Below are 11,521 nucleotides of genomic sequence, written 5' to 3'. Positions count from 1 at the left end.
GCCGGAGCCGTCCCACACCCGACCCGCACAGCCGGATCCCCTGTGACAGGTCTGTGACAGTCGGCGGACACCGTCATGAAGTCGCCCGGGCAGGCTTTGGGACATCGCAGGGAACCACGGCGATGAGCACGAGAACGACGGCAGGAAGAACCGGACTCCACGACGGGGGGCGCGAGATGACCACGCTGCACAGCACCAGCTCAAGCGCAGTTGTGACACGCCTGCACGACGTGACGGTCCGGACCGACCGACACGAGAAGTCCGGTGCCGTGAGCGGGCGGGGGTGCGCTCGCGGCGCCGGACGTCAGCACACGTCGTACATGACGGTGCTCGACGGGTACGAGACGGTGGCCGACGGGGGTCACGGGGGTGGCCACGGGGGAGCCGCGTACAGGGAGGACTCGGGGGAGCAGCGTCGCACGTCCTTGTCGGAGGCCGAGTTCACGGCCTACGTCCAGGAGCGCCGCGCCTCCCTGTACGCGACCGCCTACCACCTGACCGGCGACAGGTTCGAGGCCGAGGACCTCTTGCAGAGCGCCCTCTTCTCGACGTACCGGGCCTGGGACCGGATCAGCGACAAGGCCGCGGTCGGCGGCTATCTGCGCCGCACCATGACGAACCTGCACATCAGCGCGTGGCGCCGCCGCAAGCTGAACGAATACCCGACCGAGGAGCTGCCGGAGACGGCCGGCGACACGGACGCGATGCGCGGCACCGAGCTGCGCGCGGTGCTCTGGCAGGCGCTGGCCCGGCTGCCCGAGCTGCAACGCACCATGCTGGTGCTGCGCTACTACGAGGGCCGGACCGACCCGGAGATCGCGGAGATCCTGGGGATCAGCGTCGGCACGGTGAAGTCGAGCATCTGGCGGTCGCTGCGGCGGCTGCGCGAGGACGAGGTGCTCAGCTTCGGCCGTGACCAGGAGGAGTCCTTCGGCGAGCTGGTGGCCTGAGGCAGGGGGCCCTGTTCGGGGGAGCAGGGAGCAACGGGGACGGTGGCGGGACCGGAGGGCCGGGGGGTCTTCCCGGTCCCGCCCCTTTTTTTCGCCCGTTCCGCCGGACGGCCGTCAGCCCGCGACGACCGTGCGGCCCGCGGCGGCGGAGGTGAGGCGGCCCATCGCCGTCTCCTTGTCGCAGGCGTACGCGCCCAGGGCCACCTGGTGCGCGACGATGGCCCGCTCGGCGCGCATCAGTCGCCACCCGCGCCGCAGCAGGAACGGCACCGACTTGCGCCCCTCGCGCAGATCGCGGAGCAGCCGGCGGCGGAACGTCGTCGAAGGGCGCCCGCGCAGGCACAGCGCGTCCGCCAGCACGCCCAGCTCGCGGCACCGGGCCACGATGTCGGCCGCGAAGATCCCCTCCGCGACGAAGAGGGGGGTGCGCCCGATGTCGAGCGCCGTCGCCCCCACCCGCGAACTGGTCGCGATGTCGTACACCGGGACGTCGGTGCGCCCCTTCTCGCACAGCGACACGATCGCGGCGACGGCCACCTCGGCGTCCCACGAGCCGGTCGAGTCCCAGTCGATGTCCGAGGTGCCCGGCACCAGCGGCAGCGTGGGATCGCCGGCTTCCTTGTAGAAGTCGTCGAGGCAGAGCACGGGAAGCCCCGAGCGTGCCGCGAACGACGATTTGCCGGAGCCGGAGGGGCCGGACAGCAGGACGACCCGGGTCGGTATCGGAGGATGCGCGCTCACGAGAGAACAGTGTGCGGCATCGGGGCCCCGCCGCCGACCCCGCGTGGTGGCCATGTGGCGGGCGCCACGTCAACTACGCTACGTGGTTCCACGGTTACCCGTGCCGCACGTCGAACTCGGAAAGGTCAGGCGGAATCACATGGCCCGACACGCACAGTCCACGCACTCCTCCCGCACCCGTCACCCGCTGCTGCGGGCCGGCCTCGTCGTGGGTGCCGCGGGCGCGGCCCTCGTCGGGGGCGCCGCGGCCGCCGGCGCCGCGGAGCAGGCCGGAGCGGCGCAGGGCGCCGGCGGCTCCGACGTCACGGCCGCGACCCAGGCCGTCACGCAGGCGCTGCACGGGTCGACGGCGACCGGCCTCGGCACGCTGAAGTCCCTCCAGCTCGACCCGCTGGCGGGCACCGGCGTCGACCCGCTGGACAACGGGATCGGCACCCAGGTCGCCGACTTCAAGCCGATCGGCTCGTCCGGCCTGACGGCGCCGCTGACCAGCGGCGGGTCGCTGGAGGACCTGCCGCTGGTGGGCCCGGCGACGCGCCTGCTGCCCAACTGACCGCGCGGCCCGCGGGACCCCGGGTCCCGCGGGCCGCCCGGCCGGCGCCTCGTCCGCGTACGCCTCAGTACGAGGAGCCGGACGCGCCCAGCGAACCCGTCGGGTGCCAGACCGTCTTGGTCTCCAGGAACGTCGTCAGCCGGCCCGTGCCCGGGTCCGCCGCGAAGTCCTCCACAGGCTGTGGACGGCGTACGCGCTTCAGGTTGTCCGCCGCCGCGATCTCCAGCTCCCTGGCGAGCGCCGGGTCGGCGCCGGTCAGGTCGATGCCGTTCACGTCCTGGTGCGCGGCGAGCGCGGGGGCGATCTCCGCCGCCCGGCCGGACAGGATGTTCACGACGCCGCCCGGCACGTCCGAGGTGGCCAGCACCTCGCCGAGGGAGAGGGCCGGGAGCGGCGCCCTCTCGGAGGCGATCACGATGACCGTGTTGCCCGTCGCGACGACCGGCGCGATCACCGAGACCAGGCCGAGGAACGACGACTCCCGCGGTGCCACGACCGTGACGACACCGGTCGGTTCGGGCGTCGAGAGGTTGAGATAGGGGCCCGCGACCGGGTTGACCCCGCCCACGACCTGGCCGATCTTGTCGGTCCAGCCCGCGTACCAGACCCAGCGGTCGATCGCCGCGTCGACGACCGCCGCCGCCTTCGACCTGCCGAGCCCCTCGGCCTCGGCGACCTCCCGCGCGAACTGCTCGCGGCGGCCCTCCAGCATCTCGGCGACGCGGTACAGCACCTGCCCGCGGTTGTACGCGGTCGTGCCCGACCAGCCGCCGAACGCCTTGCGCGCGGCGACGACCGCGTCCCGGCCGTCCTTGCGGGAGGAGAGCGGCGCGTTCGCGAGCCAGTTGCCCTTACCGTCCTGCACTTCGTACACCCGGCCGCTCTCGGAACGCGGGAACTTCCCGCCCACGTACAGCTTGTAGGTCTTGAGGACACTCAAACGGTCAGACACTGAGGTACGCCTCCAGGCCGTGACGGCCGCCCTCGCGGCCGAAGCCGGACTCCTTGTAGCCGCCGAACGGCGAGGTCGGGTCGAACTTGTTGAACGTGTTGGCCCAGACGACCCCCGCGCGCAGCCGGTCGGCCACGGCGAGGATGCGGGAGCCCTTCTCGGTCCAGATGCCGGCGGAGAGCCCGTACTGCGTGTTGTTCGCCTTGGCGACGGCCTCCTCCGGCGTGCGGAAGGTCAGCACCGACAGGACCGGGCCGAAGATCTCGTCGCGGGCGATGGTGTGCGCCTGCGTGACGTTCGTGAAGAGGGTCGGCGCGAACCAGTAACCCGACGAGGGGAGTTCGCACGGCGCCGACCAGCGCTCGGCGCCCTCCGCCTCGCCGGTCGCGGTGAGCGCGGTGATCCGGGCCAGCTGCTCCGCGGAGTTGATCGCGCCGATGTCGGTGTTCTTGTCCAGCGGGTCGCCGAGGCGCAGCGTGGACAGCCGACGCTTCAGGCTGTCCAGCAGCTCGTCCTGGACCGACTCCTGGACCAGCAGGCGCGAGCCCGCGCAGCAGACCTGCCCCTGGTTGAAGAAGATCCCCGTGACGATGCCCTCCACCGCCTGGTCGATCGGGGCGTCGTCGAAGACGATGTTCGCGCCCTTGCCGCCCAGCTCCAGCGTCAGCTTCTTGTCCGTGCCGGCGAGGGTGCGGGCGATCTCCTTGCCCACGGCCGTGGAACCGGTGAACGCCACCTTGTTCACGTCCGGGTGGGCGATCAGCGCCGCGCCCGCGTCCCCGTACCCGGGAAGGATGTTGACGACGCCCCTGGGCAGGCCGGCCTGGCGGCAGATGTCCGCGAAGAACAGCGCGGACAGCGGGGTCGTCTCGGCGGGCTTGAGGACCACCGTGTTGCCGGTCGCGAGGGCCGGGGCGATCTTCCACGCGAGCATCAGCAGCGGGAAGTTCCACGGGATGACCTGGCCCGCGACGCCGAGCGGCCTGGGGGCGGGGCCGAACCCGGCGTGGTCGAGCTTGTCGGCCCAGCCCGCGTAGTAGAAGAAGTGCGCCGCCACCAGGGGGAGGTCGGCGTCCCGGGTCTCCTTGATGGGCTTGCCGTTGTCCAGCGTCTCCAGGACCGCCAGCTCGCGGCTGCGCTCCTGGATGATGCGGGCGATGCGGAACAGGTACTTGCCGCGCTCGGCGCCGGGCAGCGCCGACCACTTCTCGAACGCCTTGCGGGCCGCCTTCACCGCACGGTCCACGTCGGCCTCCCCGGCCTGCGCGACCTCGGAGAGCACCTCCTCGGTGGACGGCGAGACCGTCTTGAAGACCTTGCCGTCGGCCGCCTCGCCGAACTCGCCGTCGATGAACAGGCCGTAGGACGGCGCGATGTCGACGACCGCGCGCGACTCGGGGGCGGGGGCGTACTCGAATGCGTGGGCCATTGCCGTTTTCTCTGCCATGGGGGATCAGTCCACCGTCACGTAGTCGGGACCGGAGTAGCGGCCGGTGGCCAGCTTCTGGCGCTGCATCAGCAGGTCGTTGAGCAGGCTGGAGGCGCCGAACCGGAACCAGTGGTTGTCGAGCCAGTCCGGGCCCGCCGTCTCGTTCACGATCACCAGGAACTTGACGGCGTCCTTCGAGGTGCGGATGCCGCCCGCGGGCTTCACGCCGACCTGGACGCCGGTCGCGGCGCGGAAGTCGCGGACCGCCTCCAGCATGAGCAGGGTGTTGGCCGGGGTCGCGTTGACCCCCACCTTGCCGGTCGACGTCTTGATGAAGTCGGCGCCGGCCAGCATGCCGATCCAGCTCGCGCGGCGGATGTTGTCGTACGTCGACAGCTCGCCGGTCTCGAAGATGACCTTCAGCCGGGCGGCGCCCGCGGCCTCCTTCACCGCGCGGATCTCCTCGTAGACCTTCAGGTAGCGGCCCGCGAGGAAGGCGCCGCGGTCGATGACCATGTCGATCTCGTCGGCGCCCGCCGCGACGGCCTCCCGCACGTCGCCGAGCTTCACGTCGAGGGCGGCGCGGCCGGCCGGGAAGGCGGTGGCGACCGAGGCCACCTTCACCTCGGTCCCGGCGACGGCGGCCTTCGCGGTGGCGACCATGTCCGGATAGACGCAGACCGCCGCCGTGCGGGGGGTCGTGCGGTCGGTCGGATCGGGGTTGACCGCCTTGGCGCCGAGGGCCCGGACCTTGCCCGGGGTGTCGGAGCCCTCCAGGGTCGTCAGGTCGATCATCGAGATCGCGAGGTCGATGGCGTACGCCTTCGCCGTGGTCTTGATGGAACGGGTCCCGAGCCCGGCGGCCCGCGCCTCTAGCCCCACCGCGTCGACGCCGGGCAGTCCCTGGAGGAAGCGGCGCAGGGTGTCCTCGGAGGCGGTGACGCCGGTCAGGGCGTGTTCTTTTGCGGGTGCAGTGGACATGGTCACGAGGGGAGCATATCTACGCGCGTAGCGGCTGTACAGGGTCACCCCTGAACCGGGCCGGCCCCCGGGGCTGGCGGTGACTGACTGATGGTCTTTCGGGTGCGGGTCGCGTGGTGGCCGGTCGCGCAGTTCCCCGCGCCCCTCGGGGTTGTTCTTCGTGTGCGGCCCGGTGGGGGCTGGTCGCGCAGTTCCCCGCGTCCCTGAGATGCGCACTGCGTGCGCCATCTCATCGGGAGAGGCGCGCCGCCGTCCCGCACCTGGGGAGGTGTGTCACCGTCCTGCGCCCGGGGAGGTGTGCCACCGCCCCTAAGCCCGGGAGAGCTGCGCCCCCGTCCCGCCTCCTGGGGAGAGGCGCGCGGAGCGCAGCCTCGGGGGAGGCTGCGCGCAGCGCATGCCTCAGGGGCGCGGGGAACTGCGCGATCAGCCACGGCGGTGGCGCGCGTGAGAGACGGCCCAGGGGCGTGGGGAACTGCGCGAGAAGCGGCCACCGGCCCGCGGATGACGTGCGACCTAGGGGCGCGGGGAACTGCGCGACCAGCCACGACGGTGGCGCGCGTAACGGACGGACCCAGGGGCGCGGGGAACTGCGCGAGACGCGGCCACCGGGGCGCGGGGAACTCCGCGATCAGCGGGCAGTGGGGGAGGGGGGTGGGGGGCGTCAGGCACAATCGACGGCATGACGAGTGAACCCGGGCCCACCCACGACCGCGCATACAGGTCACCGGCCGGCATCGCAGGCGGCTGCCTGCTGCTGGCGCTCGGTGCCTGGCTCGGCATCGACGCCGTGGTCGGCGGCGAGGGCCGCACCCCGTGGGTGGCGCTCGCGGGCCTGCTCCTGGTGGTGCCGCTCGTCGTCGCGTTCACCCTCCGCCCGGCGGTCTTCGCGGGCGAGAACCACCTGCGCATCCGCAACCCGTTCCGCAGCATCACCCTGCCCTGGGCGGCCGTCTCGGGCTTCCGCTCGGGGTACTCCAACGAGGTCTTCGACCAGTCCGGCACCAAGTACCAGCTGTGGTCCGTGCCGGTCTCCCTGCGCGGCCGCAAGAAGGCCCAGCGCAACCTGGCCCGGGCCGCCGCCGCGGGCGACCCCGGCCGCCCCTCGCTGATCGGCAGGAGCGGCGCCCAGAACCGCCCGACCCGGGCCCCCGCCGACCAGGTCATGGACGACCTGCGCGAGCTGGGCGAGGCCCGCGCGGCGGAGCCCGCGGCGCAGGGCGAACCGGAAGTGCGCTGGGCCTACGAGATCATCGCCCCGGCGCTGGCCGGCGCCGTGGCGCTGGCCGCGCTCCTGGCCATCGGCTGACCCGCACCCCGAACCCCCGCACCCCGTAAGCAGGCCGCAGGCCCCCGTACCCACGCTCACGGCGCGCTCGGCCACACCAGCGCCATGTACGCCCCGCAGTACGCGGCCCCGAGCACCGCGCCCGTCACCCCCAGCACCCGCACCCGCGCCGACGTCGTCCTCGCCAGCGCCAGCGCGAGGGGCAGCAGCAGCGGGAAGCCGGGCAGCAGGAAGCGGGCCCGCGGGAAGTAGACGCCGCCACTGCCCAGCACGATCACCAGCAGCACCCCGGTGAAGACCAGCAGCGGCAGCGGCTGCCGGTCCGCCAGCGACAGCAGCCACAGCACCGCCGCCGCGACCAGCGTCAGCGAGACCAGCACCAGGAACAGCTCGGGCGTCGAGTCGTAGGCCAGGAACTCCCGCATCCGGCGCAGCGTCTCCACGCCACCGTCCAGCTGGTTGTGCCACAGCCGCTGGACCGCGAAGTACCCGTCCCAGCGCCCGAGCCGCAGCCCCACCCAGCCGACGTACGCGCACCAGCCCAGCGGCGCGAGCAGCCCGCCGGCCAGCACCCGCCAGGACCGGTGGCGGCGCAGCGTGAGCAGCGCCGGCAGGACGACCGCCGCGGCGATCGCGATGCCCGTCGGGCGGGTCAGGCCGGCCAGCGCGGACAGCGTGCCCGCCGCCACCCAGCGGCCGGTCAGCACCGCGTACAGCGACCAGGCGACGAGCGCCGTGAACAGCGACTCGGTGTAGCCCATCCACTGCACCAGGCCCACCGGCAGGCACGCCCAGAGGAACGCCAGGGCCACCCCGGCGCGGCTGCCGTACAGCCGGTCGCCCACCGCGAAGATCCCCCACGCCGCCGCGAACGAGGCGAGCACCGCGAGGACCAGCCCGACGCTGGCGCGCGAGCCGGGCGTCACCGCCGCCACGGCCTTGACCAGGCCCGGGTAGAGGGGGAAGAAGGCCAGGTTGTTGGCGTTGTACGCGCTGCCGAGGCGGTGGGCGTACCCGTGGTCGGCGATGCCCAGATACCACTTGGAGTCCCAGTCGTGGGCGAGCGTCGGCCAGATGCCGTGCCCCTCTTTGTGTGCCCAGAGACCGAGGACGAGCAGCGAGAACAGGCGGACGGCCGCGTACGCGCACAGGGCGGGGGCCGCGCGGCGCAGGGACCGGGCCGCGCGGGCGCGGAGCCGGGTCATCGCCGCGGGGGCGGGGCGGCTCCCTCTGGCGTGGGGGAGGAGAAGGGCCTCGGGGGCGGCGGTCGGCGGCACGGCGGGGGCTCCAGGGAAACGGGGGACAAGGGCCGGGGGCAACGTTCCCGCCGCCCCCGGCCCCCGGCCCCCGCCCGCGCGCGTTCCGTCAACTGCCGTGCGGGAACCACTCGTCCGGGGGACCCCGGACGTCACCACCGGCCCCTAGAGACCGGCCGCCTCGGAGAGGTCCCGCTTGATCGCGGCCAGCAGCGCCGCGCCCTCGGCCCGGGCGGCGGCCAGCGCCCCCCGGTCCGCGACCGGCACCACGACCTCCAGGTAGCACTTCAGCTTCGGCTCCGTGCCGGACGGGCGGACGACGACCCGCGCCCCGTCGAGCGTGTACCGCAGCCCGTCGGTCGGCGGCAGGCCGCCCGCGCCCCGGGACAGGTCCTCGGCCGCCGTGACCGCGCGCCCGGCCAGCGCCGCCGGAGGCCGCTCGCGCAGCCGCCGCATGGCGTCGGCGATGACCGACAGGTCCTCGACCCGCACGCTCAGCTGGTCGGTGGCGTGCAGCCCGTGGGCCAGCGCCAGGTCGTCCAGCGCGTCCAGCAGCGTGCGGCCCTGCTCCTTGAGCCCGCTGGCCAGCTCGGCCACGAGCAGCGCGGCGGTGATGCCGTCCTTGTCGCGCACGCCCTCGGGGTCGACGCAGTAGCCCAGCGCCTCCTCGTAGCCGTAGCGCAGGCCCTCCACCCGGGCGATCCACTTGAAGCCGGTCAGCGTCTCCGCGTGGGGCAGCGACGCCGCCTCGGCGATCCGGCCCAGCAGCGACGACGACACGATCGACTCGGCGAGCACGCCGGTGGCGCCCCGCCGCACCAGGTGGGCGGCGAGCAGCGCGCCGACCTCGTCGCCGCGCAGCATCCGCCACGCGCCACCGTCGTGGACGGCGACGGCGCACCGGTCCGCGTCCGGGTCGTTGGCGATGATCAGGTCCGGCGCCTCGGCCAGCGCGCCGGCCGTCGCGAAGGACAGGTCCATCGCGCCCGGCTCCTCCGGGTTCGGGAACGCGACCGTCGGGAAGTCCGGGTCCGGCTCGGCCTGCTCGGGCACGAGCACCGGCGCCGGGAAGCCCGCGCGGGCGAACGCGGCCAGCAGGGTGTCCTTGCCGACGCCGTGCAGCGCCGTGTAGACGGCCCGGGCGGTGCGCGGCGAGCCGGGGGCCAGGACGGCGTCCGTGCGCGCCAGATAGGCGTCCAGGACGCCGTCGTCGAGCGTCTCCCAGCCGGCCCCGGGCCGCGGCACGCCGGCCAGCGGCCCGACGGCGGCGATCTCGGCGGCGATCCCCGTGTCGGCGGGCGGCACGATCTGCGAGCCGTCGCCGAGGTACACCTTGTAGCCGTTGTCCCGCGGCGGGTTGTGCGAGGCCGTGACCTCGACGCCCGCCACCGCGCCCAGGTGCCGGATCGCGAACGCGAGGACGGGCGTGGGCAGCGGCCGGGGCAGCACCGCCGCCCGCAGCCCGGCGCCCACCAGCACGGCCGCCGTGTCGCGGGCGAAGTCCGCCGACTTGTGGCGCGCGTCGTACCCGATGACGACCAGCCCGTCGCCCCGGCCCTCGGCCTTCAGGTACGCGGCGAGCCCGGCGGCCGCGCGGATCACCACCGCGCGGTTCATCCGCATGGGCCCCGCGCCCAGCTCGCCGCGCAGCCCGGCGGTGCCGAACTGGAGCGTGCCCGCGAAACGCTCCGCCAGCTCCGTCAGGTCCCCGGCCGCGACGAGCCCGGCGAGCTCCGCACGGGTCTCGGGGTCGGGGTCCTCCGCGAGCCAGGCCTTCGCCCGGTCGAGCAGTGCGCTGCCTTCAACGGTCACGGTGAGTTCCTTCGGGGACGACTTCGGACGACTGTGTACGGCCGCGTACGACCGCCTGCTCCTGCGGCGGAGGCTTCCTGCGGCCGGTCGGGTGGTGGGTCCGGGCGGCGGCCCGGACCGGGGCCCGGCTCAGATCTTGGCGAGGACCTGGGTCAGCAGCTCGCCCATGCGGACGGCCGAGTCGCGGCCGGCCTGGAGGACTTCCTCATGGTTGAGGGGCTCGCCGGACAGGCCCGCCGCCAGGTTCGTCACCAGGGAGATGCCGAGCACCTCCGCACCCGCCTCACGGGCCGCGATGGCCTCCAGCGTGGTGGACATGCCGACGAGGTCGGCGCCGAGCACACCGGCCATGCGGACCTCGGCCGGGGTCTCGTAGTGCGGGCCGGGGAACTGGGCGTACACGCCCTCCTCCAGCGACGGGTCGATCTCCTGGCACAGCTGCCGCAGGCGCGGCGAGTACAGGTCGGTGAGGTCGACGAAGTTCGCGCCGACGATCGGCGACGTCGCCGTCAGGTTGAGGTGGTCGGAGATGAGCACCGGCTGACCGGGGCGCATGCCCTCGCGCAGGCCGCCGCAGCCGTTGGTCAGCACGATGGTCTTGCAGCCCGCGGCGGCGGCCGTGCGCACCCCGTGCGCGACGGAGGCGACGCCCCGGCCCTCGTAGTAGTGGGTGCGGCCCAGGAAGACCAGGGCGCGCTTCTGGCCGACCTGGTACGAGCGCACCTTGCCGCCGTGGCCCGCCACCGCGGCGCCGGTGAAGCCGGGCAGCTCGGTGAAGGGGAACTCGGCGGCCGGAGCGCCCAGGGCCTCGGCGGCGGGCGCCCAGCCGGAGCCCATCACGAGGGCGACGTCGTGGGTCTCGGCACCGGTGAGCTCGCGCAGGCGCGCGGCGGCGGCGTCGGCGGCGGCGTACGGGTCGCCCTGGATGTGGTCCGGAGTAACAGATGCGTTCACGCGTTTGAGAGTAGCCGGTCACGTCCTACGCGCGTAGATGCTGATGCCGACGGGAACGCGATCGTTGTCTTGTCGTTTCCGACGAGAGCGCCCCTCGGGGGTGCGGGGCGGCTCCGGCGGGGGCGTCAGCAGGGGCGCTTGCGCAACTCCATGACGTAGTCGTGGGGGGCGCCCGCCGACTCGGCGGCGTCGGCCAGCTCGCCCAGGTAGCGCGCGGAGGGGAGCCCGCCCTCGTACCCGTTCAGGACGTAGAGCCAGGCGGGCTCCTCGCCCTCCAGGGTGTCGATGCGGACCCGCATGCGCCGGTATATGTCGAGGCCGACGCCCTCCCAGCGGTCCATCGAGTCCTCGTCCATGGGGGCGATGTCGTACAGCGCGACGAAGACCTGCGACCGCGGGGCCTCGACGATCGTGGCCAGCGAGCCCTCCCAGCCCATCTGCTCGCCGCCGAACGTCAGCCGCCAGCCGTTGAGCCAGCCGGTCGCGCGCAGCGGCGAGTGCGGGGCGCGGCGGGTCATCAGCCGCGCGTCGAGGTTGCCGGCGTACGCGGCGTAGAGCGACATGGGTCCGAGGGTACGACAGGGACGGCCGGGACCTCGGGTGAAGTC

Annotated in this window: 11 protein-coding genes; 3 read left to right on the top strand and 8 right to left on the bottom strand. The window is 73.7% G+C overall.

Translation table 11 applies throughout. The features are described from left to right. Positions 1-176 precede the first annotated feature (176 nt). Positions 177-950 carry a SigE family RNA polymerase sigma factor gene (locus tag ACIP5K_RS02195; protein WP_401404074.1) on the top strand — a complete coding sequence of 258 codons (774 nt, stop codon included), beginning with the start codon at positions 177-179 and terminating at the stop codon, positions 948-950. 114 nt (positions 951-1,064) lie between these two features. Here ACIP5K_RS02195 and ACIP5K_RS02190 read toward each other — a convergent pair whose 3' ends face one another. Next, positions 1,065-1,745 carry an ATP-binding protein gene (locus ACIP5K_RS02190; RefSeq protein WP_401404072.1) on the bottom strand — a complete coding sequence of 227 codons (681 nt, stop codon included), beginning with the start codon at positions 1,743-1,745 and terminating at the stop codon, positions 1,065-1,067. Positions 1,746-1,830: 85 nt separating this feature from the next. On the opposite strand from ACIP5K_RS02190, the gene ACIP5K_RS02185 reads away from it, so the two are divergent. Further along, on the top strand, positions 1,831-2,244 hold the full coding sequence (locus tag ACIP5K_RS02185; protein ID WP_401404071.1) for a hypothetical protein: 414 nt from the start codon (positions 1,831-1,833) through the stop codon (positions 2,242-2,244). Between the two features lie 64 nt (positions 2,245-2,308). Here ACIP5K_RS02185 and ACIP5K_RS02180 read toward each other — a convergent pair whose 3' ends face one another. The 3 genes from ACIP5K_RS02180 to deoC are packed head-to-tail and all read right to left on the bottom strand — an operon-like array spanning position 2,309 to position 5,606. Beyond that, positions 2,309-3,196 (bottom strand): aldehyde dehydrogenase family protein, encoded by an 888-nt coding sequence (locus ACIP5K_RS02180; RefSeq protein WP_401404069.1) that lies wholly within the window; start codon positions 3,194-3,196, stop codon positions 2,309-2,311. After that, positions 3,189-4,625, bottom strand: coding sequence for an aldehyde dehydrogenase family protein (locus tag ACIP5K_RS02175; protein WP_401404068.1), 1,437 nt, complete (start codon positions 4,623-4,625; stop codon positions 3,189-3,191). Before ACIP5K_RS02175 ends, ACIP5K_RS02180 begins: the two co-directional genes overlap by 8 nt. 24 nt (positions 4,626-4,649) lie before the next feature. After that, a complete protein-coding gene (gene deoC, locus ACIP5K_RS02170; RefSeq protein WP_401404066.1) occupies positions 4,650-5,606 on the bottom strand; it encodes a deoxyribose-phosphate aldolase in 957 nt (318 codons plus the stop codon). Positions 5,607-6,285: 679 nt separating this feature from the next. Here deoC and ACIP5K_RS02165 point away from each other — a divergent pair. After that, a complete protein-coding gene (locus ACIP5K_RS02165; protein ID WP_401404065.1) occupies positions 6,286-6,912 on the top strand; it encodes a PH domain-containing protein in 627 nt (208 codons plus the stop codon). A gap of 56 nt (positions 6,913-6,968) precedes the next feature. On the opposite strand, the gene ACIP5K_RS02160 is transcribed toward ACIP5K_RS02165, so the two are convergent. The 4 genes from ACIP5K_RS02160 to ACIP5K_RS02145 all read right to left on the bottom strand — a co-directional run bounded on the left by ACIP5K_RS02160 (position 6,969) and on the right by ACIP5K_RS02145 (position 11,476). Next, positions 6,969-8,168, bottom strand: a complete 1,200-nt coding sequence (locus tag ACIP5K_RS02160; protein WP_401404063.1) for a hypothetical protein — start codon at positions 8,166-8,168, stop codon at positions 6,969-6,971. Positions 8,169-8,312: 144 nt separating this feature from the next. Next, complete coding sequence (locus ACIP5K_RS02155) at positions 8,313-9,959, bottom strand: phospho-sugar mutase (RefSeq protein WP_401404061.1); 1,647 nt, start codon at positions 9,957-9,959, stop codon at positions 8,313-8,315. A 129-nt stretch (positions 9,960-10,088) separates the two neighbouring features. Then, on the bottom strand, positions 10,089-10,913 hold the full coding sequence (locus ACIP5K_RS02150) for a purine-nucleoside phosphorylase (protein ID WP_401404060.1): 825 nt from the start codon (positions 10,911-10,913) through the stop codon (positions 10,089-10,091). A 125-nt stretch (positions 10,914-11,038) separates the two neighbouring features. After that, a complete protein-coding gene (locus ACIP5K_RS02145; RefSeq protein ID WP_401404059.1) occupies positions 11,039-11,476 on the bottom strand; it encodes a gamma-glutamylcyclotransferase in 438 nt (145 codons plus the stop codon). Positions 11,477-11,521: the final 45 nt, after the last annotated feature.

The organism is Streptomyces sp. NPDC088785, assembly GCF_044750685.1.
In the GTDB taxonomy this organism is placed as follows: domain Bacteria; phylum Actinomycetota; class Actinomycetes; order Streptomycetales; family Streptomycetaceae; genus Streptomyces.
The sequence above is the reverse complement of the archived record's forward strand: the minus strand, read 5'-3'. Positions and strand labels throughout refer to the sequence as shown.

Coding starts and splice junctions, on each gene's coding strand:
- ACIP5K_RS02175 (WP_401404068.1), bottom strand. CDS start 4,625: ATGGCCCACGCATTCGAGTACGCCCCCGCCCCCGAGTCGCGCGCGGTC.
- deoC (WP_401404066.1), bottom strand. CDS start 5,606: ATGTCCACTGCACCCGCAAAAGAACACGCCCTGACCGGCGTCACCGCC.
- ACIP5K_RS02190 (WP_401404072.1), bottom strand. CDS start 1,745: ATGGCCACCACGCGGGGTCGGCGGCGGGGCCCCGATGCCGCACACTGT.
- ACIP5K_RS02185 (WP_401404071.1), top strand. CDS start 1,831: ATGGCCCGACACGCACAGTCCACGCACTCCTCCCGCACCCGTCACCCG.
- ACIP5K_RS02145 (WP_401404059.1), bottom strand. CDS start 11,476: ATGTCGCTCTACGCCGCGTACGCCGGCAACCTCGACGCGCGGCTGATG.
- ACIP5K_RS02195 (WP_401404074.1), top strand. CDS start 177: ATGACCACGCTGCACAGCACCAGCTCAAGCGCAGTTGTGACACGCCTG.
- ACIP5K_RS02165 (WP_401404065.1), top strand. CDS start 6,286: ATGACGAGTGAACCCGGGCCCACCCACGACCGCGCATACAGGTCACCG.